The sequence below is a fragment of the Acidobacteriota bacterium genome, from assembly GCA_033549365.1.
Taxonomy (GTDB): Bacteria; Acidobacteriota; Aminicenantia; order Aminicenantales; family Saccharicenantaceae; genus JAWSUF01.
This window is the reverse complement of the sequence record JAWSUF010000001.1, coordinates 599,375-622,850: the sequence shown is the minus strand read 5'-3', so window position 1 is coordinate 622,850 and position 23,476 is coordinate 599,375. Positions and strand designations below refer to the sequence as shown.

16 protein-coding genes are annotated in these 23,476 nt (G+C 58.9%); 8 read left to right on the top strand and 8 right to left on the bottom strand.

What is annotated here, in order from left to right; translation table 11 throughout:
* Positions 1-126 precede the first annotated feature (126 nt).
* The gene (locus SCM96_02760; protein ID MDW7759541.1) at positions 127-1,365 is read right to left on the bottom strand and encodes an ATP-binding protein; all 1,239 of its coding nucleotides are present in this window, start codon (positions 1,363-1,365) and stop codon (positions 127-129) included.
* 374 nt (positions 1,366-1,739) lie between these two features.
* On the opposite strand from SCM96_02760, the gene SCM96_02755 reads away from it, so the two are divergent.
* Positions 1,740-3,404 carry a WG repeat-containing protein gene (locus SCM96_02755; protein MDW7759540.1) on the top strand — a complete coding sequence of 555 codons (1,665 nt, stop codon included), beginning with the start codon at positions 1,740-1,742 and terminating at the stop codon, positions 3,402-3,404.
* Between the two features lie 45 nt (positions 3,405-3,449).
* Here SCM96_02755 and SCM96_02750 read toward each other — a convergent pair whose 3' ends face one another.
* The 5 genes from SCM96_02750 to SCM96_02730 form a co-directional block, all read right to left on the bottom strand.
* Entirely contained in the window at positions 3,450-3,971 is a 522-nt protein-coding gene (locus SCM96_02750; protein MDW7759539.1) for a type VI secretion system tube protein Hcp, read from the bottom strand.
* A 93-nt stretch (positions 3,972-4,064) separates the two neighbouring features.
* Positions 4,065-5,093, bottom strand: coding sequence for a proline racemase family protein (locus SCM96_02745; GenBank protein MDW7759538.1), 1,029 nt, complete (start codon positions 5,091-5,093; stop codon positions 4,065-4,067).
* Positions 5,094-5,312: 219 nt separating this feature from the next.
* Complete coding sequence (locus SCM96_02740; GenBank protein MDW7759537.1) at positions 5,313-5,729, bottom strand: helix-turn-helix domain-containing protein; 417 nt, start codon at positions 5,727-5,729, stop codon at positions 5,313-5,315.
* Positions 5,726-5,905, bottom strand: a complete 180-nt coding sequence (locus SCM96_02735) for a type II toxin-antitoxin system HicA family toxin (protein ID MDW7759536.1) — start codon at positions 5,903-5,905, stop codon at positions 5,726-5,728. Before SCM96_02735 ends, SCM96_02740 begins: the two co-directional genes overlap by 4 nt.
* A 133-nt stretch (positions 5,906-6,038) precedes the next feature.
* The gene (locus SCM96_02730) at positions 6,039-7,859 is read right to left on the bottom strand and encodes a sodium transporter (protein MDW7759535.1); all 1,821 of its coding nucleotides are present in this window, start codon (positions 7,857-7,859) and stop codon (positions 6,039-6,041) included.
* A gap of 191 nt (positions 7,860-8,050) precedes the next feature.
* Here SCM96_02730 and SCM96_02725 point away from each other — a divergent pair, with 191 nt between their 5' ends.
* From SCM96_02725 to SCM96_02715, 3 genes are all read left to right on the top strand, one after another.
* Positions 8,051-10,441, top strand: a complete 2,391-nt coding sequence (locus SCM96_02725) for a glycosyltransferase family 39 protein (GenBank protein MDW7759534.1) — start codon at positions 8,051-8,053, stop codon at positions 10,439-10,441.
* A 224-nt stretch (positions 10,442-10,665) separates the two neighbouring features.
* Complete coding sequence (locus SCM96_02720; protein MDW7759533.1) at positions 10,666-11,238, top strand: nitroreductase family protein; 573 nt, start codon at positions 10,666-10,668, stop codon at positions 11,236-11,238.
* A gap of 91 nt (positions 11,239-11,329) precedes the next feature.
* Positions 11,330-13,372 carry an oligopeptide transporter, OPT family gene (locus SCM96_02715; GenBank protein ID MDW7759532.1) on the top strand — a complete coding sequence of 681 codons (2,043 nt, stop codon included), beginning with the start codon at positions 11,330-11,332 and terminating at the stop codon, positions 13,370-13,372.
* A gap of 110 nt (positions 13,373-13,482) precedes the next feature.
* Here the strand turns inward: SCM96_02715 and SCM96_02710 are convergent, their stop codons facing one another.
* The gene (locus SCM96_02710; protein MDW7759531.1) at positions 13,483-15,777 is read right to left on the bottom strand and encodes a S41 family peptidase; all 2,295 of its coding nucleotides are present in this window, start codon (positions 15,775-15,777) and stop codon (positions 13,483-13,485) included.
* 143 nt (positions 15,778-15,920) lie between these two features.
* Here SCM96_02710 and SCM96_02705 point away from each other — a divergent pair, with 143 nt between their 5' ends.
* Positions 15,921-16,175, top strand: a complete 255-nt coding sequence (locus SCM96_02705; protein ID MDW7759530.1) for a hypothetical protein — start codon at positions 15,921-15,923, stop codon at positions 16,173-16,175.
* 38 nt (positions 16,176-16,213) lie between these two features.
* Here the strand turns inward: SCM96_02705 and SCM96_02700 are convergent, their stop codons facing one another.
* Positions 16,214-17,848: a protein-arginine deiminase family protein gene (locus SCM96_02700; protein MDW7759529.1), complete on the bottom strand. Its 1,635-nt coding sequence runs from the start codon at positions 17,846-17,848 to the stop codon at positions 16,214-16,216.
* Between the two features lie 125 nt (positions 17,849-17,973).
* On the opposite strand from SCM96_02700, the gene SCM96_02695 reads away from it, so the two are divergent.
* The 3 genes from SCM96_02695 to SCM96_02685 all read left to right on the top strand — a co-directional run bounded on the left by SCM96_02695 (position 17,974) and on the right by SCM96_02685 (position 23,437).
* The gene (locus SCM96_02695) at positions 17,974-20,718 is read left to right on the top strand and encodes a DEAD/DEAH box helicase (protein MDW7759528.1); all 2,745 of its coding nucleotides are present in this window, start codon (positions 17,974-17,976) and stop codon (positions 20,716-20,718) included.
* A 3-nt stretch (positions 20,719-20,721) separates the two neighbouring features.
* Positions 20,722-21,630 (top strand): SWIM zinc finger family protein, encoded by a 909-nt coding sequence (locus tag SCM96_02690; GenBank protein ID MDW7759527.1) that lies wholly within the window; start codon positions 20,722-20,724, stop codon positions 21,628-21,630.
* 103 nt (positions 21,631-21,733) lie between these two features.
* Complete coding sequence (locus SCM96_02685; protein MDW7759526.1) at positions 21,734-23,437, top strand: serine hydrolase; 1,704 nt, start codon at positions 21,734-21,736, stop codon at positions 23,435-23,437.
* Positions 23,438-23,476: the final 39 nt, after the last annotated feature.

The following is a 23,476-nucleotide window of genomic DNA, read 5'->3' as shown; positions in this document are numbered from 1 at the left end:
GTGATCAGCGAAAAAACCCATAGTCAGATTATGCCACAGGGCCGAAACCCCGGGCTTCAGCCCGGGGAGTTTTCATTATCAGCATATTCCAGCAGCCAGAGCAGGATAGCAGTCATGATGAGACGGCTATGGACTTCCGGCGAAAGCGTTGACCTCCACGGATTCCTGTTCCATTAGAAATTCAATGAGATTTTTGTGAATGATCCCTTCGCGGCTGAAATCGAACTTGTCAAGACTCAACACCATTTTGGGAAAATTGTCCTGAATGCCGGCCAGCGCTGAAAATTCCCGTTCGGCAACGGCCGGATCCGTTATCAGGTAGGCAACCTGGATATAAATCTTTTGAGATGTTCTTTCCGCAATGAAGTCGATTTCTCTTCCATTCGATTTCCCGATATGAACGTCGTATCCTCTCCGCCGGAGCTCAAGAAAAACAATGTTTTCAAGGATCTGGTTGATATCTCTTTGGTTGTTTCCATAAACGGCCTCACGGATGCCCGGATCGGCCAAAAAAATCTTTTCCTGGAATTTCAGCAATTTTTTTCCCTGAACGTCTTTGCGCGGAACCAGGTAAAGAAGACATGCCTCCCGGGCATGAGAGATATAGTTATACAAAGTCTCCAGAGACAACGTCCTTTTTTCGTTCTTGAGATATTTCATGACATTGGCGCCGGAAAATGAATTGGCGACATTCGCGAGAGGATAAGAGATGACGCGTTCAAACAGCTCGATATCTCGAATGGAATGTCTGGCGATAATATCTTTCAGCAGGATCGAGTTATAGATGTCCCTCAAATAATCGAGGGCGGCGGTTTGATCGAGATCATTTTCGTAAAGAAAGGGCATGCCGCCGAACCGGAGAAAGATTTGAAATTCTTCTTCCGGAGATAGGGTCGATCGCTTTTCTTTCTTCATTTTCATCATTTCCTTGAAAGAAAAGGGATAGACGGCAATCTCAATATAACGGCCGGCAAGATAAGTGGCCAGCTCTCCGGACAGCAGTTTTGAGTTTGACCCGGTAATGTATAAATCACAATTCAGATCGACTCTCAGAGAGTTCACCATTTTTTCCCAACCGGTCAACTCCTGGATTTCATCGAGAAACACATAGGTTTTTTTATTGTGGCTTTCACTGAAACGTTTCAGTTCCTGATAAATGCTCAGCATGTCCCGGTTTGCATACGCCAGGCTCTCGAAGTTGATCGTACAGATTTGATTTTCCAAAACACCTGCGGCGATCATTTCCTGTTGAACAAGTTTCAGAAGAGTCGACTTGCCTGAACGGCGAATTCCGGTAAAGACCTTCACCAAATCTTTATCGATAAAAGGCCGAATCCTGTCCATGTAGGCTTCTCTTTTAATCATGTCAGCCACCTCGTATGCCAATGATATCAAGCTATAGCGTAAACTGCAACGAATAATATCATTAGTTTACGGTATGACGAATATTATAAAGATGACGAACGATCACAAACGGCTGGAACGGGATAATGTGCTCTGGCTGCTGGATATTACTGATAACAAAAGAATTAGAGCTAAAAAGGCCGTTTTTTCGGCTGAAATAAATATAAGTTGTTTATTATCAGCAAAATCCAGCAGCCAGAGCAGGATAGCAGTCAGCCAGGCTTGACATCTCGCTCTAACGCCGGATAGATTCGGCTTTGTTGTGGAAGAACGAATCCGGTATTACAATGTCCCTAGGCCACCGAGCGGCTGAACCCAACCGTTGGCGAAACAGAATGGGTATCGAAACAAAGTCTTGGGCTGCAGACGAGTTCATTTTCCGGCCACATGGCGCCGGACGATTTGGCAGCGCGGCGTTTCTGTTGCTGTGGTTGTGCGGATGGGCTTTAGGCGAAGCATTTGCGTTGTTCGTCCTCGGTCAGGGGATTTGGGCCTTGCTGACGGGCCGTCCGGTCGCCGGCGCCGATGAACCTCTTCGGATGGCCACGGCGCTGGGCGCCGGAGCATTCCTTCTGGTTTGGCTTGCCGTCTGGACGGTCGGCGGCGTGATGGCGATCCGGGAACTGTTGCGTTTGGTTTGGGCGAAGGACCGACTGGTGCTTGATCGGGATGCGCTGTGGCGCGTGCGCCGGCTCGGTCCGTTTACGTCCACCCGCGCTCTGGCGCGGAACGAGATCCGGCGCGTGTTCGTTCAGCCCGCCGACACGACCTTGATGGTGCAACTGAGCTCGAACCTTCTGGAGCTGTCCGACCTCGGCACGCCCGCGGAACGAGCCGAAGCCGCGCGGCGACTGAGCGCCGCATTGGGGTTGCCGGACGAAGGCACGTCAGTTGAACCGGCGGCGTTGCCCGAGGATTGGCAGGAAGCCGCCGGAGCGCTCGGCGAACGATTGCTCGTACCTAACCTGCAAACCCGCCGCCGGCAAGCCGTCACCGTCGCGATCGTCACCGGCGTCGTCTGGACCGCCCTGGTGCTGCTGGCGCGTGAAAGCCTGAGCGAACCGAATTTGTGGGGGGTGACGCTGATGCTGACCGTGTTGGGCGCCTGGCTCGCCCGGCAAACGCTCTGGATGTTTCGAGACCGGAAAGAATGGCGGATCGAACGCGGCAGGCTGGTTCACCAACGCCGGTTCGCCGGCGCAGTGACGGAACTCCGCCAAGCCGGGGCGCTGGAATTGACGGAGTCTCGCGACAGCGACAACGACGCATGGTTTCATCTCCATGCGATCGAGCTTTCGCCGTCGCTCCACACGCGTGCCGGCAAGACGCCCGAGAAAATCAGGATTACGCACTCGATCCATGACCCGACCGAGTCGCGCTGTTTGGGCCGGTGGCTGTCGCAGCAGGCTGGTATTCCGCTTCACGACCGCGTCCCTACAGACGCCGACAAACAGGCAGAACTCGCCCGGATCAAAGACCAACTCGCCCGCTCCGGCAAATTTGGCCGCTTCGTGTCGCGCCTTATGGACCGCACCCGCCGCACACGCAAGGTCCTCGTTTTGCTGATGGCCGGCGCACTGGCCGGCGGCTGCGCGCGGGATTACATCATGCCGCCGGCCGAGGTGCGGTTGCCGGAATACCAGGCGGAGAGCCTCTTCTCCGAAGGACTCTGCGTCATCTCGGAACGGCGGGAGTTGCGCCGGGGATACATGGACCTTGAAGGCCGCATCGTCATTGCGCCGGAGTTTTTCGCGGCCGGCCCGTTCAACGGCGGTCTCGCGCCGGCCCAGCGCGCGGCATGGGACCGCTACGGCTACATCGACCGGCAAGGGCGCACGGTCATCGAGCCGCGCTTCGATGCGGCGTTGACGTTTGCGGGCGAACCGGCCCCGGTGCGTGTCGGCGGCCGGTGGGGGTTCATTGACCGGCAGGGGCGCGACGTCGTGCCGCCGCGGTTCGATCTCGCGTTCGGCCATGAGCCTGCCCCGTGCCGTCAGTGACCGCGCGGCCCGGCGTGTTTGGGTTTTTGCCGAGAAAATGAAAATTTACCGCCCGTCTCCGGTTCTCCACTGCACCTTGGTCGGTTGCAGGTAGATGATCTCAATGTCCTTGTTCGGGTCTAAGTCCTTCAGCATCCCCGAGCGGTCACCGGAGCCCGGCTTGATGATCTCGCGGTGGACGATCTGGATCTCCTCGAAGTCCAGGGATATGAGCAGCTTCACATCTCCCCACGACTCAAGGCTGCACAGATTAAGCTTCATCGATGGGAAGCCGGTCCTCCCTTGCTTGACTTCGTACATGAGTTGGGGCGTAGATTTATCAATCATCTTTGCCAGAGCCACGCCGGTCCAGTTGCTCCCCATCTCGAAGGGGCGGCTCGCCGCCGGATAGGTGAAGGCGCCTGTGGGCCGGCCGGGCTGGGCGCCGCTGAGCAGCGCCAGGGGCTTGGGCAAGCCTGGGATGTTATGCTCGAATGCGGCGACCTCAATCCACTGGATGTACTCCCCGGCGTAGAACTCCCCCTTGATCCCCGGCAGGCTGAGCAGAATATGCTCCCGTATTGTCATCCTTTCTTAGGGATAAAAAAAGGCATAACGATAGTAAATTCTCCCTCGGGACGATGTCAAGAACGGTCGTGAGTGCTTGAGATGGAAGCAGACTTAGAAATGAGGCCAGGTATCGGCTACCCGGTAGCCCTCCGGCCATGGATCCATCGGATCCAACAGGTGTTGATGGGTGCCTGTGATCCAGGCTTGTCCTGAAATGAGCGGAACAACAGCCTGCTTTTCACCTACCCGGGTCAGCGAGTCGATCCGGCAGTGGAAACGCGAACCGATGATGGACTCACCGATAAAATGGTCTCCGGTCTGCAACAGCCCCTGATCATGCAGGAGGGCCATGCGGGCGGAACAACCGGTTCCCGTAGGGCAGCGATCCAGTTTTCCCGGCTGGATGACGACGGTATTGCGTCCGAGCCAGCTGTCGTTTTCCTTTTTCAGGGGGGCTGCAATCTGACAGAATGAAATGTGTTTCAAGTCGGGATTTTCCGGATGATGGAAGCCAAGCTGTTCATTGGCGGCATGGGTTATTCTCATTCCCGTTTCAACAAGATCCCGCGCTTCATCGGCGACAAGTCTAAAACCCAGTGCGGTTGCATCAACGATGACGAAACTGTCACCGCCATAAGCCGTGTCGACGGTCAGGGTGCCGATTCCTTCGACTTCCAGACCGACATTCGCTTTATCAACAAAGGAAGGAACATTCCGGACCGTGACCCTGGTAACCTTTCCCGACTCGCAGCGGGCGACCACCTCAATCAGGCCTCCCGGCGGCTCAAGAATCATCTTTGTTTCCGGTTCTTTCATTGGGATGATTCCTGTTTCAAGCAGGACTGTTGAAACACAGATGGAATTTGAGCCTGACATCGGAGGCGTGTGTTCGGGTTCCATGATAATCCAACCCATCTGAGCTTTGGGATGCTTGGGAGGAACGAGGAGATTGACATGGCGAAAAACACCCCCGCGCGGTTCATTGAGCAGGAATTTCCGCAATTGCTGATCCCGGGCTATCCAGCGGGATTGTTCCCAGATCGTATCTCCGGGCGGCGGAGCGACTCCGCCGACAATCACGTCTCCGACTTCGCCTTCAGCATGACAGCTGACCACATGAATAACCCGGCTTGCACGCATCAATCTTTCTCCTTTCCACTCGGCACCTTTGAGAGTCCGATATCGAGCATAAATCGCATCCCTGTCGTGCAAATCATCCTAAATCGTCTTTCGTGGGACGTCAAGAACGGTCGAGAGTGCTGACAACAAATCCGAAGACCGGAAAAAAGGGAAAGCAATACGCGATCGAGCCTGACGAGAAGGGTACGAGGTCGTCTGAGCTTTGTCATTGAATGAGAATTAAACCCGGCTTTCCGTGAGCACAAAGTCAACTTCATCCGAAAGGGCGGTCAATAACCGATTAAAGGTTTCGATCGTTGGGATCGCCCGGCCTTGCTCGTAGCGGGCGTATGAATTATAGGACTTAGCACCCAACCGTCGGGCCACTTCTTTTAATGTGAGACCATGAATCATCCTGCGGCGGCGAAGGAGAAACGAAGCAAGAACCGGAAAATCTGAGGACCCGATCTCAAAGTAGTCCCCTCTTCCCTTAAAGACATCGATTTGAAATCCTTCTTCATTCACGAGGGATTCGATAGCATCAGCGATCATCTCGCAAGCATCCTCTTTGGTCCTGCCTTGAGTTGTGACGGCAAGCAGAGGGACTTCGATGATCCAATATTTTCCGTTTTTTAAAATCCTACCTGGCAATCTCATTCCTTTTCTCCGTCAACGAGTTTAAGAATAGCCCTTGCCGTATATTCATGGATCTCTCGATGTCGCGGCACGGCCACATCCAAGGTGCCATTCGACCAAATGTCATGTTTTCTTCCATGTCGAACGAGTGCCCAGCCCATGTTCTTAAGATTTTTTTCCAACTCCTTCCGTTTCATGATATTTTACACTTATAAGTGTAATTATTCAATCATAAAAGTTCCTTTAAAGGATAAGACGTATAAGAAAGGAGATTGATCTCAACAGGTTGGCCGGCGGGCCCGTCTCTTAGGCTGCTTTGGCTGCTGCAAGTTAAAGCAGGCTTTTTGACCGCCACAGGGGGATCAGAGCAAAAGCCGCCGCTATCGAAACCCAGCCAGCAGCCGGGGAGATCCCGGGCACCGGGATGAGCAGCCGCACGAGCCCGGTGAGAGCCAGGAGCAGGGACGCGGCCATGAACAGGGCCGTTTTGGTTCGCTTCCACAGCCCCGCCTCGGGCCGCACGCCCTCGCCGGCGACAGCCTTCCAGGCTCCGGGCGGCCGCACCCGCTCGAAGAACCTTGTCACGGTCCCCCCGTCGGTTCGCGGCCCGAAAAGCGCTGCTGCCACGGCCGCGCCCATCGAGACGAGGACCATAAGCCCCAGCCGCACCCACTCTTCCCCGACGGCGATCAGCAGGATTGGGGCGGCCGTGAGCGAAACCCCGAGGGCCGCCACCTCCGACCAGAGATTGATGCGGTGCCAGAGCCAGCGGAGCATCAGCACCCCGCCGACCCCGGCGCCGAAAAGCAGAGACACGAACCAGGTGGCCTGGATGGAGCCCAGAGCGCCCATGATGACCAGCGCCAGACCCAGGATGACGAAGTTCGAAAGACGTGCGGCCACGACCAGCTCACGGTCCCGGGGCGTACGCTTCAGCCAGGCCCGGCAGACGAGCCGGGCGTAGATGTCGTTGGTCCAGTAGGACGCCCCCCAGTTCAGGTGGGTGTCGATCGTCGAGGCCAGGGCGGCCAGCAGGCCGGCGAGCATGAGGCCCTTGAGGCCGGCGGGCATCAGGTCGTTGATCCCGGTGACGAAGGTCATCTCCCGGGCGGCGGCGAACCCGGCGGCACCGGCCTCGGCCTCGGTGAACGGATAGAGGACAAGCAGGCCCAGCCCGATGACCAGCCAGACCAGGCTCCGGAGAAAGACCTGGACCCAGGTGAAAACGACGCCGGCCGCCCGGGCGTCGCGGTCGCTGCGGCAGGCCATGGCCCTCTGCGCGAGGTAGCCCGTGCCGTCGCTCCCGATCCAGAAGAGGCCCTGGAGCCCGATGACCGCCAGGAACGGGAAAAGAGCCCCATGACGGGACGGCAGGAACCCCAGGAACTCGCGGCCCCGGGTTTCTCCGTAGATCTCGACGATTCGGGCTCCGAGCCCGCCCAGCCCCCCGGCCGCGTCAACGATCAGCACGGCGTAGACCAGCGTGCCGACCATGGCGAAGCCGAACTGCAGGATGTCGGTGACCACGACCCCGCGCAGTCCTCCGAGAGTCGAATAAAGGAGCACGAAGGCCAGGACGAGGACGATGCTGAGGAAGGCCCCGGAGTCGCCCAGGCCCAGGGCCCGCAGAAAGCCGGCCAGACTTTGGTAAAGCGACGGCGGCAGCCAGCGATGCCAGGGGAGGAAGACTTCGGTGATGCGCACGGCCGCCGTCAGGATCATGGCCAGGAAAAAGCTGTTGACCACGGTCCCGAAATAGACGGCCTTCAGGATGCGCAGGGCCAGCACCCCCCGGCCGCTGTAGCGGATCTCGGTCAGCTCGGCGTCGGTGAGAACACCCGCCCGGCGCCACAGCTCTCCGAAGACGAAGGCCAGGAGAAGGAACCCGAATCCATAGATCCAGAAACGCCAGAGAAGAAAGAGTCCCCCGGTGGCCACCAGTCCTGTGGCCAGCAGGGGGGTGTCGGCGGCGTACTGGGTGGCGGCCATGCTCAGCCCCGACTTCCAACCGGCCACGTCCCGTCCGGCCAGGAAATACTCCTCGAGGTTCCTCGAGGCCCGGCGGCGGGCCCGCATTCCGTTCCAGAGGGCCAGGGCGACGAAAGCCGCGACGACGGCCAGGTCGATCATCTCGGGCCTAGAAGACGACATTCCGTCTCTCTTGTCAACCCCGGCCCGCAGTCGACGTTCATCGCGGAGAATCCGCCGCCGGCTTCCCGGTTCTGGACTCTTGCCCGCGGTCTGATTTATAATCCTTAAATAAAAAAAGTAGGGTAATGGGTTCAAAGACGGCAATTTCCGGGCGGGCGCAATCAGGAAATTCACATGAGCAAAACGCTTGCGTGAAAGATTTCCGCAAGCGGAAAGCCCTCGCGATCGCCGCCCTCCTCATTATTATGGCGGCGGCGGTCTTTCTCCGTTTTCACCGGTTGGGGGACCGGGCCCTCTACGGCGACGAGCCCTATTTCACCGTCGTGCCGGCGACCCAGCCGCTGCCGGAGATCCTCGGCGTTAACTACGGCAGCATTCTTTACCCCGCCATCCTTCATTTCCTTCTGCCTCTGGGACAACTTGAATTCATGGCCCGGCTGCCCTCGGCCGTTTTCGGCATTCTCGCCGTTTGGATCCTTTACCGCGTCGGCCGACTGGTTTTCCCGAGGAGAAAGGAAGCCCTCATGGCCGCGGTTTTCGGCGCGACTTCGGGGTGGCTCATCTTTTTCTCCCAGCAGGCGCGTGGCTATTCGGGCATGGTGCTTTTTTCCCTTCTGGCGCTGTATTGCTTTCTTCGAGCCGTCAAGGAGGACCGTGCGATATTTTGGGCGGGTTATGCCCTGTCGCTTTCGATCGGGATCTATATGCATTTGTTCATGCTGATCATCTTGCCCGTTCATGCCGCCTACGTCGGCGTTCTGTCGGCCGTGAGTTGGTGGAAGACGAAGCGCCTGCGATGGGATCACCCGGCCGTGTGTCTCGCCGTGCGGTTTGCGGCGGCCTCGGTTGCGGCCATGATTGCCGTCTATTTCCTCTATCTCCCCACCCGAAGCAACGGAATCGAGCAGGGCGATTTGTTCATCTTTCTCAAGCAGGCCTCCGAGGGTCTGATGAACGGCCGGACCGAACTCGCCCTGCTTCCCTATTCCAAGGAAGTCATCTCCCGTCTGCTGGATCATGCAACCTGGCCCTTGCTTTTTTTCTTCAAGATGTTGCTTGCGGCCCTGGGCTTGGCCGCCTTTATGAAAAATAAAACCCGGGAGTGGATCCTCTGGATCCTGTACCTCACGCTTCCCTTGGTTTTATTTGTTTTCTCGAACCCGGCGGCTCCTTACCAGACCATCCAGACCAACAAGTTCAGTTTCCTGGCGCCCATCTTATATCTGCTGATGGCCGGGGGGTTCGGCGCATGGGATTCCGTTATCGCCGGCCGCCGGCTCGAAATCCGCCGGGGATCTTGGTATCCGGCGGGGCGGACCATCCTGCGGATTGCGTTGGTCGCCGCAATTCTTTCCGGGGAACTCCTGGGCCTCCTGGAGTTCAGGAGCACGATCTGGAAGTCGCGCGCGTTTCCCCGGAACGCGGGCATCGTCGATCACATGAAGGATCGAATCGACAATGAGGAGTTGGTCCTTTCCGACAGCCCTATCAATTCCCTGGCCTTTGTCTTTGCCAAACCGATCGCCATGCCGCGGACAGGCCGCCCGCGCGCTACATTTTTCGAAGCTCCGGATTTCTATTTTCAGTGGAATGCCAACGTCCCCGCGAGACTTTGGATGGTATTGGGCGACGCCCCGTTCCACGACGATGACGCCCGGCGCCTCCGAGACCTGTCCGCGAACATTGAAATTCACAGTTTTTCCCTCTATACGCTCATCTTGTATCCGGACAGGGACCGGACTCTCATGGACAAAGTCAGCCATCTCATGCGGTTCTTCAAAACACTGCCGATAGGGGAGACGAAGCGCCTGGAAACCGATCTTTTTCTTGCTTATACGTTCCTGCTCGCCGGAGCAAATGGGGAAGCTCTGGCGATTCTGGATGCCCTGGGAAAGGACGACCCGGCGGGATGGGCGCCGCAGCCGGGGGATTGGCGGCTCGATATCCCTAACTACGTCTTCGGTTTCCTGAGCGGGCAGATCGACAAGTATCTTCTTCACAATGCCGACGTTGCTGTAGGGATGGACGGTGCGGAGGAAGCCCAGGCACTTCTGCGGAGAATCAGGCCCCTGGACGATCAAACCCCGTCGTTTCGATCCTCGGTGCACACCATACGCGGCGATGTGCTCCGGCTCAAGGGCATGAATGACGCCGCGGAAAAGGAGTACCTGAAGGCGCTGGAATCGCCCGAATCGCCTTTGAAGGAAGCGGACCTGATTCGGAAGATCGGACGTCTCCGCGGCATGCCCTCGGCCTTCATGATAAGCCAGGACGGCCGGACATGCCGCATCCGCTGGTGGAGCGAAGAGAGACGGGAATTTTCCGGCCGAATCGAAATTTCCGAGAAGATAAGCCGGATCCGCGGGTTCCGGTTGACGAAGGCCGATTCCCATCTCAAGGATGGACGGAACATCGGTTTCCGAGGTGTTTCTCAGAAAGGCATGGTCAAGGGCCTGACCATCGAGACGCGCCGTCACGCCCGCATCGAAATGGTGCTCCGGATCGAAGGGATCCGTTCACTCGAGGACCATATGATTGTGTTTCCGGACGGGGACAACCCCCGGGGCTTGGTAATCAGATAGCTTGAGCCATACGCTCACCAAGCCTGTCCAAACAGGTTATGATAAAACGAGTCGTTTCCGTTCGATCATCCGATGTCGTCCAGAAGTCATATGGCTTGCTTGGCTATCACACACGAACGGCGGGACGTTGACAAAACCCGGGCGGAACTTTATTTTATCGGCGGATATTTAAGGAGTTAGGCAACTCATCGGCATTCTTATGAATAGATCAGGATAGAAAGGGGATGACCATGGATGTTCGGGAAGCCATCGACCGCCGCCGCGCCTTCCGATCGCTGAAACCGATTGTCGTCGACGACGATCTTGTGTCCGATCTGGCACGATGTGCCGGGCTCGCTCCCTCCTGCTTTAACAGTCAGCCCTGGCGGTTTGTCTTTGTCGATGACGCGGAGCAGATCGCGCGGATGAGGGACGTCCTCACCGACGGGAATAAGTGGGCTCACCGCGCCTCCCTGATCGTCGCCGTGTTCAGCCGCGAGGAGGACGATTGCGTCATCCACACCCGAAAATACCATCAGTTCGACTGCGGCCTGGCTTCCGGCTTTCTCATCCTGCGGGCCGTCGAGCTGGGGTTTGTCGCCCATCCCATCGCCGGCTTCAGCCCGAAAAAGACGCGGGCCGTCCTAGGCATCCCGGATGAGTTCGAGGTCATCACCCTGATCATGATCGGCGCGAAGGATGACGAATTGAACCCCGTTCTCAACGACAAGCAGATCGCGCTGGAAAAAGCGCGGCCGCCCCGCCTGCCGCTGCCCGAGTTCGCCTACCGCAACCGCTATCCGGCATCGTCGGCATAGAGTCGAAATCGACTTGACTTCAACCCGAATTTTTTAAGAGAATAGGCAAAATCAAGCAAAGAACGGCTTGAGGTTGGGAAAGGAGAGAAAAATGGCGGAAAAGAAAGATTACGTTCCCGTTGTTCCCCCCTCGGACACGAAGATGAGGGAATTCACCCTGCGGGCGTTGCTCATCGGCCTTTTCATGTCGGTGATCCTGGGCGCGGCCAATGCCTATCTCGGGCTCAAGGCCGGGATGACCATCGCCGCGGTCTACCCGGCGGCGGTTGTCGGCATGGCCCTGCTGCGCATCGTCAAAGGCAGCATCCTGGAAGAAAACCTGGCAAGGACTGTGGGGGCGATCGGAGAATCCGTGGCCGCCGGGGCCATCTTCACCCTGCCGGCCTTTTTCATCGCCGGCTTCTGGGATCCTTTCTTCACCGCAGGGAATTACTTGACCTCGACCATCATCATGATCGTCGGCGGCATCCTGGGCATCATGTTCGTGGCCCTGCTGCGGCGGGTCATGGTCCGGGATCCGGAACTGGCGTTCCCCGAAAGCGTGGCCGCGGCCGAAATCCATAAGGCCGGCCGGGCCGAGGGCGGAGGCTCGAAATTCCTCTTCCGGGCCATGGGCGTGGGCGCGGTCATCAAGCTGTTGGCCGAAGTCAAGCTGTTTGCCGTTGCCTGGGAAAAATTCGTCATCTGGGGCAAGCAGACCATCGCCGGAACGAAATTCACCGGTCAGGGCGGCATGTTTCTGGGATCTTTCGGCGTCAAGCCGGCCTACATCGGTGTCGGCTACATCATCGGTCCGATGCTCGGGTCGCTGGCCTTCGCCGGAGGACTGCTGGCCTGGGGTTTGCTGACCCCGATCATCCTTTATTTCATGGGACCCAGCCTGGTCGCTGAAACCGGCGTCAATCCCACCAATGCCGCGGAATGGCTGGCTCTGGCCAAACAGGTCTGGATGAGCGTCGTCCGGCCGATCGCCATCGGCGGCATGCTGGTCGGCGCGACCTACACTTTGTTCAAAATGCGCAAGAGCCTGACCGAGGGCATCGCCCGTTCGGTCGCCGATGTCAAGAAAGCGGCCTCCGGAACCGGTGAAGAAGTGGAACGGACCGAGCAGGATATCCGTTTCCCGCTGGTTCTCGCCGGAATCTTCGGGGTGTCTCTGGCCACCTTCGCCATCATGTTGTTTATCTTCAAGGCGCCCGTTCTGACATCCTTGGTCGCCTCGGCGTTGATGACGATTCTGGCCTTTTTCTTCGCCGCCGTTTCCGGCTACCTGGTCGGCGTCATCGGTTCGTCGAACAACCCGATCAGCGGCCTGACCCTGACGGCCCTTCTGGTCACCGCGCTGGTGCTGGTGATCCTGGGCATCGGCAAGGGCGACGCCGCCATCATGGCCGTTCTGGGGGTGGCCGCCATCGTCTGTGTCTCGGCGGCCGTGGCCGGCGAAATGCTGCAGGACCTCAAGTCCGGGCATATTCTCGGCGGGACGCCCTGGAAGATGGAAGTCGGCAATATCATCGGAGTCATCGCCTCCGGCGCCGTGCTTTTCGGCGTGTTGGCCGTTTTGCATTCGGGAGACGTGGCGCGCGGTGAAGTCGCGGGCTACCAGGGTGGATTCGGCACGGAAGAGCTGCCGGCGCCCCAGGCCAGCCTGATGGCCATCCTCGCGAGGGGGATTGTCGGCGGCGACATGGCCTGGCCTTTGATTATCGTCGGCATCTTCATGGGCATCGGTTTCGTTCTGGCCAACGTCAAGAGCCCGATGCTGGTCAGCGTGGGCATGTATCTGCCGTTCACGACGACGTTTGCCATTTTTATCGGCGGCATGATCAAGGGTTTGCTGGATGTCTTCAGAAAACGCTACAAACACAACGAAGCCCAGAAAGCCCGGTCGGAAAACGTAGGGATTCTGCTGGCCTCAGGATTGATCGCCGGAGAAGCGTTGATGGGCCTGTTGATCGCGTTCCTGGCCATCGGCGGGATCTTCATCTTCAAATACTTTGTTTTCTTCGAGAATCCGTCCTTCCTGATCAGTCTCCCGGTGATCTTCCTTGTGGCCTGGATTCTGATCCGGATTCCGCTGAAAAACGCCGGCAGCCCCGACGAGCCCGCGCCTCCGAGCGCCGCCGGCCACTAAAAACAAACCCTATCGGAACCCGGGGCATGTTCACATGCCCCGGGTTCTTTTTTTGCTTTATCAACTAACCAAGGAAGCCAAGTATAAGTTGTTGAGTTGTGAGTGGCTCGTCAGGTTGTCGGGTTCTTGGCGATCTCCAGCGCTTTTTCCAGGAGTTCGTCACGACCCTGCCGGACGCCGTCCACGGTCCGCTCCATCGGGACATCTGGGAGGATCCCCACACCGTGAAGTTGTGATCCGTCGTGCTTCACGACGCGCATGCCCGTCCAGGTCACCGTGTATCCGCCGGGAAGCTCGAAGGGGTTGATATTGCCGTTGGTTCCGGCCGTGGGTTGTCCCACGATCACGCCCAGGTCGAATCCCTCGATATATCCCATGTAGGATTCCGCGTAGCTGATGGCCCGGCCGTCGGTGATGAAGACGACCTTGGCCGTCAAGGAGGGTTCCTTGGGTTGCATGTTCCAACCCGACCAGTGATAGTCGACCTGTTCGTAGTCCGGGTAAACGATCCGGGGCACTCCCATCCACCGGGAGTTTTCCTTGTCCCGGAGAAGATGCGCGATCAAGCCGTGGTTGCCGTTGGGGTAGCCCCGCATATCGCAGATCATGGCCTTGGCTTTTGCCAGATCCGGCAGGAGCTTTTCGATGTCCTCCATGGAGATCACGCTCAGGTTCAGGTAATGGATGCCGGGTTCCAGCATGCGGGACGCGGACTCGGCGGCTTCAACCCGGGCATTGTATTCCTGTGCGGTGAGGCGGGCGGTCAGTGTTTTCTCGAAAACATCTCCGTCCCGTTCGATCTTCAGGCTGAAGGTCTTGTCCTTTTCTCCGAGCTTGAGTTCGGAAAGCGCCCGGTAGCGCTTCCAGCCCGCCGTGGCCGCGGAGATATATCGCTCTTTGTTTTCCAGAGCCTCCCGGGCTGCGGTCCCGTTGATTTCCGCGACGATATCGCCCGCCCGGACATGAGTCAGGGCCTCGTCAAAGATGCGAGTGATCACCAGCCGGTCCTCGATCCATTCCCAGTCGATGGGCGGATAGTGGTTCGGCGAGGGGACGCCCCTCAATGTGACCCGTCCGTGTCCGTCATTCAGTCCGGCGACCAGGGCTTTCAGGGTGAGAAGAAAATCGTTTTCCGTTTCGTTCCGGTAGCTCGCCTGAAGCGCTTCCCGAAGCTTACCCGGCCAGTCGGTTTTAACGACGTCGAAATAGGGATAGAAGTGCCTAAAGACGTTCCAGGCGATGGCCGTTCCGGCCAGCCGGACGTAACGGTCGATACCGGACAGTGTTTCCGGAACCTCCCGGTCCATGGCCGCAATCAGGTTTTCGAGCTCCGGGCGGGGGGCGGGAGGATAGGTCTGATCTTCAGATCCCATAAGGACGAGGGGCATCGAACAGGAGAGTCCGGACCCCAGGTCCTTGGTGATGGATTCTCCGAAGGCCGGGATATGCTCGAACTTCACACGAGGCGCCGTGACGATGATGGGGCGGCTTTCGATCGAGACGCTCTTGGCGCCGGATGCGGCGGTCGCAGCCGTGACCCGGAACAGGTAGTTACCGCTCATCGCACCCGCGGTGTTCCATTCCTTGGGGGCTCTTCCCTCGTCATCCTCTTCGAACCCCGGATTGCCGATGGGAAGCGGCTCCCAGGCCCCATCTTCCGCGCCTTCCCAGACCGCAAGCTCGAAGTCGTCGGCCCAAATGCGGCCGGAGCCGACCAGGAAGCAGCCGAAAGTCAGTCTCTCCGCGTCATCGTCCACGCGTCCCGTGATTTCGTAATAGCCCCACCGGTCGGACCGGATGGGACGGTCGCCCATGTTGTCGAAGAGACCGGGGATTTGTCCGGCCCGGTCAACCCTGAGCCAAAGCTGAGCCTGGGAGTCCTCCGTCTTGACGGCCGCCTTGAGTCGGATGCGTTTTCCCCGAAGCGGCGTTGCGTCCATGGATCGAAGAAGGTTGCCGAAAGCCGTGGGCGGGGCGTCGAGGACGGTTTTCCGGTTGGAGCGGAGACTCTGGTAAAGGCCGGTCGTTTTGCCGAATCCCGCGCCGTAGTGGAGCCAACTTACGGGTTTCATGCCCTCCGGATCGGGCGGAGTCGCGTCGCCGGCTGGAAACTTCGTTTGCCGCCCTGTCTTGTTGATGATCAGGGCCGGGGCCACGGGCCCGAACAGCTCCTCCAAGGCCGCTTTGAGTTCCGCCGGGCTCCGGGAATTTTCCACACGCATCGCACCCAGGACCGCGAAGCGGTTCCAGTCCAGGGCTGCGGCCTCGTCTCCGGGATAGAAAAACCTGACATACCCGTAAAGCCTTGTGAACGCCTCGAGGTTTTCGATCTCCCTTCCGCCGGTATCGCCATGACACGACGAGGACAGACCGAGTGTTGCGATCAGGACAAGAACCCATATCATGTTTCACCCCTTTGATTCAGATGTCGTATTAACGGGGAATTCTCTTGACTCCCGCCGGTTTTTCGACGTCCAGCTTAATGAACGGCAAGAGCGATGTCAAGGCGGCGGGCGTTATCCATCGAGGCGGTTAACGCCACGAGGCGTTGACGCTTGCTCGGCAGGCTTGCTTTCCGGGTTATTTGGGCAAAGGTGTCGGTCAGCGAATAGCGGGGGTTGGAGACGCGCAGAAGAAGAACGTGGTTTTGACGATGATCGCCGCATTGGTTTGCCTGGCGATGGTTGCGCTGAACGGACTTCTTATCGACGATTTTTCCCGCGACGGCGTGTCTTCGATCGGCACGTTGTCGCCGCCAAAAAGGCGTTTTCCGCCGATGTGGCCGTGGCGAGGATCGAGCTAAATCCCACTTTTTCAAATAGCCTTTGAGGCGGGCGTTTATCAGCGGACAGTCATTCGGGTCCGGAAACCTCCAGCGGGCGGTTCCCGCAGGGTATTCGTGGCGCAGTGAACGTTGCCCCAGCGGTCATGGTAAATCCGGTCGTCGATGAAGACGACGTCCCGGATGCCGGCGGCGCGGAGCTTGGCGGCGATTTCCGATTGAACATCGGCGGGCATAGACGCGTTCCCGATGAGCATGTTTCCGTTGAGAAAGACCGAGTTCACCGGGTTGGACCACCGGCTGTGAGCGCCGGGGCGGGCCGAGGCCTTGTCGACCGAGACGGGAGAAAACAGGACGGGCAGGCGGATGAACCGGCTTTCGTCCATCCCCAAAAGTGCGATGATCCCCGGATAATCCACGTGTTTGCCGGCGATCTCGTAGGCGCCGCCGCGCAGCATCCGGTTCAGGCTGTCCTGAATGCCGCGGTTGAAGTCGTCCAGCGGTCGGCCGGTCAGAGCGGAGGCGGCTTCGGGGCTTCCCATGATCACCATGCCTCGGCCGTCCTTTCCGGGAATCACGTTGAAAATCTCGTCGACGTGCTTGATCCCCAGCCAGGAGGTGTCCACCCAGAAGGGCTTTTGGAGCACCTGGGCCTCGAGAAACGCCACAATCTCGGGATGCAGGCCGATCCCGGATATTGTGTTGATTCCGTAATAGATGCGGCCCATAGGGAACTGATCGGTGGGGTGGCTGACCTCGAGGTTTCCGAACCAGTCCGCCCAGGCGTCGTGGCCTTTGAGATCGCGGACGGAACCCACGGTGATGACGCCGATATCCGGACCGAGCAGGGTGGGGCCGAACGAGTCGGCGCCCCGGATTCCGTTCAGAACGACGTGCATCCGGCCGCCGCCCGGGATTTCTGTATAACCGATCTCCACGGTGTCCTGCACCCACATTTCGCGCCAGTTGGCGACGGGGTGAGGCGGCGGGAACGCGACACCCCAGCGGGGAAGGATGCCGCTCATCTCCCGGATCATGGCGGAGTTGTCGTAATCCCCGGTTGCGATGTAGAGAGTCCGGGTCGGGGCGGAATTGGGAAGCATGAGCCAGGGGGCGACCCGGGCTTCGGCGAAGTCCTCGGCGATCGTCGTATCGCCGGTTCTCACGGATACCCACAATCGCAGCCTGCCGTCCCAGCCGCCGACTCCGGCGAATGTTTTCGCCTCAACGCCGAGAACGAGGGGCGCTGTGCCGGACAGAGACAAGGGGGTGTCCGCGTCGATGAAGATCCAGCCGTCGCCGGATTGCTGAAAAATGTTGAAGCGGCCCGGCCGCAGCCGGCGTTGGCCGGAGGCTTCCACGAAGATTTCGGTTTTTCCGGATATCAGGGAAGGGTCGATCAGGACCCGAAATTTCGCCAGGTCGGCCTCGTCCGCCCGGCCGTTGACGATTTGATCGTGGGCGTCGGGCAACCCGCTGCGGTCGTCGTCGTCGAGATTGGCCATGATGAAGGGCCCGGATTCCCAGGACCAGGCGTGGCGGCCGGTGATGTCGGTGTCGTCCAGTCGGCCGTCCCGGTTGGTGTCGCCGTGGATGACCACGGCCGTCGCGGACGACGGTGCCGTTTGCGGAGCGGCCGCTGCAAGGCCTAAAAGAAGGAGAGCGCCGATAGAGAGAAGGCTTTTGAGCGTCATTTGATTTTCCTCTTAAGCCAATATACCTGCGCCGCCTTTCGAGATCAATGCGCTTTGTGTTTCCAAAGCCAAGCAAGACGGATTGACTTTTTTCCCATGTTGCATAGGATATCCTTTCCGAGACAATGACAGACACATCTCCTGAATATTCTTCCGGCCCGGGGTTTCCCGAGGTCGCACTCTCTCCGGGAGGCTTGCTTTATCTCGAACCGCCCGACATCCCCGGCGCATCGCCTCAGGTTCGGCGCCTTTGCGGCCTTTGGAGACAAGATCACGCCCTCGGCCTTCTGGAACTTGCGGGTGAGAAGTGGGAGGCGCCTCCTTCGGCCCTCCTCGGTTTCTGGAGGAGCTTTGCCCGAAGTTTTTTAACCGCCTTGTGCCAGACTCCGGGAATTGAGACCGATCCCACAACCGTCATCGCTCCCCCCGGCACGGAGTCCTTGAGGGCCGTGACGGATCGCGTGCCCCCGATGAAAGGCCTCGAATATCTCACGCCCAAGGTCCTGAGCCGGATGTGGAAACTGATGGATGCCTATGCCCATCTTCAGGCCGCCGCCCACCCGGAAGGGCCCGCCGGATGGCTGAGGGAACACGATCCCAACTGGCGTCTCGTCGGCCGGGTCACCTTCCATCTCGCCGAGAACAAACGCAATCCCGAATTTCCTTTCGCCTTCATGGCGACCTACACCGGGCGGCTGTCGGATCGGTCCAAGCCGCAATATCTCCCTCTCGACCGGGCGCTCCAGGAATATGCAGGACGAAAAAACCGCAACGCCCTCCTTAAGCTTCTCTCGCCGGTCCAGGCCGCCGCCGAAAAGAGCCCTCTCATCAGGAGCATGGTGGAATCCGGAGAGATCTACAAGCCGCAGACATGGACGCCGCGCGACGCCTACAATTTCCTCAGAGAGATCCCGGTTTTCGAAGAAAGCGGGATCATCGTTCGAGTGCCCGATTGGTGGAACGGCGGCCGCCCGCCCCGGCCCCGGGTCAGCGTGACGATCGGCGAAAAAAGAGGCGTCGTCCTGGGTCTCGACACCCTGCTCGATTTCAACATCGAGGCCTCGCTCGATGGGACGTCCCTGACCGAAGACGAGTGGCGCGCGATTGCCGGCGCTTCTCCCGGGCTGGTCTCGCTCCGGGGACAATGGATTGAAGTCGATCCCGAACGGCTTTCCCAACTCATGGCTCACTGGAAAAACGTCCGAAAGGGCGCCGGAAAGGACGGCCTGAGCTTTCTTCAAGCGATGCGTCTGCTCGCCGGAGTGGAAGGGCCGGAACCGAAAGCCGGCCGCGAGGCCGATACCGCCGAATGGTTCGGAGTTCGCGCCGGAACCGGTCTGGCGGCCTTGCTTGAGGCTTTGCGGAATCCCGAACGCCTGAAAGCGACGGACGCCGATCCCGGCAAGGACTTTCGAGCGGTTCTGCGGCCCTACCAACGCGAAGGCGTCGGCTGGCTTCACTTTCTGTCCAAGCTCGGTCTTGGAGCCTGCCTGGCCGATGACATGGGTCTGGGCAAGACGATCCAGTTTCTGGCCCTCCTCCTTCTTCTGCGGAGGGATGCCCCGGCCGACTCTCCGCCCGCTCTCCTTGTCGTTCCCGCCTCGCTCGTGGCCAACTGGAAGGCGGAGATCGAACGCTTCGCCCCCGGCTTGAAAGTTCTCTATGCTCATCCCTCCGAAACCCCCGTCCCGGAGTGGGCCTCCCGGCTGGAGGGGGAGAGCGGCGTCGACAAGGCCGGCCCGGAACTGGTCATCACGACCTACGGCATTCTTCACAGGACGCCGCTCTTCCGCAAACGATCCTGGAGCCTGATCGGTCTCGATGAGGCCCAGGCCGTGAAAAATCCGGCGACCCGTCAAGCTCGGGCCGTCAAAGAAGTCACGGCCCCGCGGCGGATCGTCCTGACCGGGACCCCGATCGAAAACAGGCTGTCCGACCTGTGGTCGATCTTCGACTTCCTGAATCCCGGGCTTCTCGGTTCCGAACGGACCTTCGGACAATATGCCAAGTCGATCGTCGCCGGCGGTCCGGACGCATACGGGCCGTTACGGGCCCTGGTTCGCCCCTATATCTTGAGGCGTTTGAAGACCGACAAGAGCATCATCGACGATCTTCCCGATAAAACGGAAGTCAAGGCCTTCTGCCACCTCACTCCGGTCCAGGCGGCGCTTTACCGGGATATGGTCAGGGATCTGATGGAACATCTTGAGGAGAGGACGGGGATCGAGCGCCGAGGCGCCGTCCTTGCCGCCATCCTGCGTTTCAAGCAGATCTGCAACCACCCGGCCCACGCCTCCGGCGACGGCGACTACGATCCCGGCCGAAGCGGGAAGTTCGCCCGGTTGCGGGATATTTGCGAGGAACTGGCCGCGCGGCAGGAAAAGGCCCTGGTCTTCACCCAGTTCCGGGAGATCGCCGACCCCCTGGCCGACTTCCTGTCCGGGGTGTTTGGCCGGCCGGGCCTCGTCCTCCACGGCGGGACGCCCATCCGGAAGAGACGAAGTCTGGTCGAGGAATTCCAGCGCGAAGATGGTCCGCCCTTTTTCATCCTGTCGCTCAAAGCCGGGGGAATCGGACTCAACCTGACGGCGGCGGGCCACGTCATTCACTTCGACCGCTGGTGGAACCCGGCCGTGGAAAACCAGGCCACCGACAGGGCTTTCCGGATCGGCCAGTCCAAGAACGTCATGGTTCACAAGTTCGTCTGCAAAGGGACGATCGAGGAGAAGATCGACGCCCTCATCTCCGAAAAGACGGACCTGGCCCGGGGGCTGATCGAGGAAGGGGTTGAGAAGCGACTGACGGAGATGTCCGACCGCGAACTTTTGGAATTTGTGGCCCTTGACATCCACCGGGCCGCGGGAGAGTGAGCCATGAGACGAAGACGGCGCCGGAGTTGGAGCGATGACCGGTTCTGGCCGCGTTATGTGACGGTCGCGGAACGGAAGGCGACGGCGGCGCGGCGAATGGAAAAGCTCATCAAGAAGGGCGAGAAGCTCGATCCCGTCATTCTTGAAGGCCGGACGATCGCCCGGACATTCTGGGGTAAAGGCTGGTGCACCCACCTGGAAAACCACTGCGATTTCTGGAACAGACTGGGGCGGGGACGATCCTACATCCGCAGCGGAGCCGTCTGCGACCTGGCCGTCGAACCGGGCCGTGTGACGGCCAGGGTCCTCGGTACGGACCTCTACCGTGTGGATATTGCTTTCAGAAAACTTCCCGCGTCCCGCTGGAAGTCCATTCGGGAGGCGTCGACGGGGCAAATCTCCTCGGTGGTCGAACTGCTCTGCGGGCGGTTGTCCGATGCCGTGATGAAGGTCATGACCGATCCGGAGAACGGATTGTTTCCGAGGGAGAACGAGATCGAACTGAAGTGTTCCTGTCCCGACTATGCGGTGATGTGCAAACATGTCGCGGCCGTCCTCTACGGCGTGGGCGCACGGCTCGACCGCCGGCCGGAGCTTCTTTTTGTTTTGAGAGGGGTGGACACGGCCGAGCTGTTCGATGAGGCCGTCGAGTCCGGCGTTGTGACGAAGGCGGCTGCGGGGCCGTCCGCTCTCGATGAAAAGGAACTGTCCGAGATCTTCGGCGTTGAGATTGACATTGGGGCGCCGGTCCCAGCGGATGCTCCTCAAGCGAGAAAAAGAAAGACGGAACCGACACGGCCGAAAGGAAAGGCCGTCAAAGCCGGGTCGGAGAAAAAGAGGGGGCGACCGGGTAAGACGCCTGCAGGACGCACGGCGGGTCAGAATAAAAAAAAGAGCCGGACCCGGAAATGATCTTCCGAAGCGGTTACCAAGCAGTGTGGGTGGGCTTAGAAGAGGGAACCTTCGGCCCTTTCGTTGCGTCATACCATATGAATTCCTCATGGAGAAGAATGAAATGACGAAAAAAACCGCGGCGGCCGCATTTGCTTTGCTGTTCACCGGCCTTTCAGCCGGTGCGCTCGATGCGCGTTTAGAAAACCTCGAACGGACGGTCGACGCCCTGGTCGCGGAACAGCATGCCGCCGGACAACCGGGCGGTGCCGTCGCCGTCTTGTCGGGCGACGGGATTCTTTTGAAAAAATGTTACGGACTCATGAACGTCGAGAAAAAAACGGAAATCACCGGAAAGACGATCTTCGACATCGCATCTCTCGCCAAACAATTCACGGCCTTCGCCGTTTTGGTGCTCGAAGAGGACGGTCTTCTGAAATTGGATGACGACATTCGGGTCCGTCTCTCCGGGCTTCCGGACTATGAGCACGCGATCACCGTCCGCCATCTCCTTCAGCACACGAGCGGAATTCCATCAACCGATGTCCTGCGGCTTTTCGGGGGGCTTTCTCTCGACGAACAATGGACTCATCAGGACGAAATCGCGCTCATCAAGCGCTACCCGCACCTGAACTTCGAGCCCAACACGAAGCATGTCTATTCCAATGCGGGGTATTCATTGCTGGCAAGCCTGGTTGAGAATGTCGGCGGGGTCGGTTTTACCGAGTTCATGGATTCCCGTATCTTCAAACCCCTGGGAATGACCTCGTCCTTTTTCATGGATGAGGCGTTCGGGGACTTCGACAAAATCGCCCGGGGTTATGCAAAAAAGGATGATGGTTTCGCGGAGGTCGGAAGTTTCAGCGATTTCAGCCTCGGCGGCGGCAACATGTTCACAAGCCTCGATGATATGATTCTCTGGGCAAAGAACATTCTTTCGCCGGCCGTCGGTCCCCGGGATTACCTCACAAAAATATCCCGCATCGATAACTCCCTTGAAAACGGCAACCCCCTGATTTACACCTACGGCTTCTACGTCCGCGATCACAAGGGGGTCCCCATGGCGGAGCACAGCGGGGGGCTGCCCGGATTCAGAAGCCAAGTCCTGATTTTTCCCGAAGACGAGGTGATCATCATTCTGATGTTCAACAACGAAAGCATCAATACCCGCCGGCTGGCGGCGGGCATCGCCGATGCCGTCTTTGCGGACAAACTGAAGGAAGAGGCGCCCCGAACGCGCGTGGCCGTCGATTTGGATGTCGAGCGCGTCAAAGCGTTCGAAGGCCGCTATCTCCTGCCCGACGGCATGGAAATGGATTTTGTCCTGGAGAAAGACGTCTTTCGGCTGTCTCTTCCCGGCAATCAAAAATTCCAGCTCTTTGCGGAGAGCGAAAACTCCTTCTTTCTCAAGGAATTCGACGCCCAGTGCACATTTGTCGCGGCGGAGGATGGAACGGTGAGCGAAATGATCTGGCATCAACGAGGGGAGGATCATGCGGCCCGCCGGGTTGAAGAGATCCGATCCTTGAGCCCTGAGGAGATTCCCGCGTATGCGGGCCGGTACCATCAACCCGAATTGGAGGTCGAATATCCGATTGTTTTCGAAGACGGCCGGCTTGAACTCCGCCTGCCCGCGACCTTCAAGAAGTACCTGGGATTCGAAAGCGCCGTTCTCGAACATGTCAACGGCGACAAGTTTCATTCCGGCTGGCTGGGAATGCTCGAATTCACGCGCGGCGCGGACGGCCGGATCGACGGATTCATTTTGCTCAACGTGGGCCGACTGCAGAATCTGAGATTTGTGTCCGGCGGACTTTCCCGCTTTTGACGGTCATCGGCTGCCCAAAGAATCTCTCGATGGCTTTCT

Excerpts from the sequence above, each read along its gene's own strand:
- SCM96_02730 (MDW7759535.1), bottom strand. The coding sequence starts at position 7,859 with ATGTCGTCTTCTAGGCCCGAGATGATCGACCTGGCCGTCGTCGCGGCT.
- SCM96_02755 (MDW7759540.1), top strand. The coding sequence starts at position 1,740 with ATGGGTATCGAAACAAAGTCTTGGGCTGCAGACGAGTTCATTTTCCGG.
- SCM96_02695 (MDW7759528.1), top strand. The coding sequence starts at position 17,974 with ATGACAGACACATCTCCTGAATATTCTTCCGGCCCGGGGTTTCCCGAG.
- SCM96_02690 (MDW7759527.1), top strand. The coding sequence starts at position 20,722 with ATGAGACGAAGACGGCGCCGGAGTTGGAGCGATGACCGGTTCTGGCCG.
- SCM96_02710 (MDW7759531.1), bottom strand. The coding sequence starts at position 15,777 with ATGATATGGGTTCTTGTCCTGATCGCAACACTCGGTCTGTCCTCGTCG.
- SCM96_02700 (MDW7759529.1), bottom strand. The coding sequence starts at position 17,848 with ATGACGCTCAAAAGCCTTCTCTCTATCGGCGCTCTCCTTCTTTTAGGC.
- SCM96_02750 (MDW7759539.1), bottom strand. The coding sequence starts at position 3,971 with ATGACAATACGGGAGCATATTCTGCTCAGCCTGCCGGGGATCAAGGGG.
- SCM96_02735 (MDW7759536.1), bottom strand. The coding sequence starts at position 5,905 with ATGAAACGGAAGGAGTTGGAAAAAAATCTTAAGAACATGGGCTGGGCA.
- SCM96_02740 (MDW7759537.1), bottom strand. The coding sequence starts at position 5,729 with ATGAGATTGCCAGGTAGGATTTTAAAAAACGGAAAATATTGGATCATC.
- SCM96_02685 (MDW7759526.1), top strand. The coding sequence starts at position 21,734 with ATGACGAAAAAAACCGCGGCGGCCGCATTTGCTTTGCTGTTCACCGGC.
- SCM96_02745 (MDW7759538.1), bottom strand. The coding sequence starts at position 5,093 with ATGCGTGCAAGCCGGGTTATTCATGTGGTCAGCTGTCATGCTGAAGGC.
- SCM96_02715 (MDW7759532.1), top strand. The coding sequence starts at position 11,330 with ATGGCGGAAAAGAAAGATTACGTTCCCGTTGTTCCCCCCTCGGACACG.
- SCM96_02760 (MDW7759541.1), bottom strand. The coding sequence starts at position 1,365 with ATGATTAAAAGAGAAGCCTACATGGACAGGATTCGGCCTTTTATCGAT.
- SCM96_02720 (MDW7759533.1), top strand. The coding sequence starts at position 10,666 with ATGACCATGGATGTTCGGGAAGCCATCGACCGCCGCCGCGCCTTCCGA.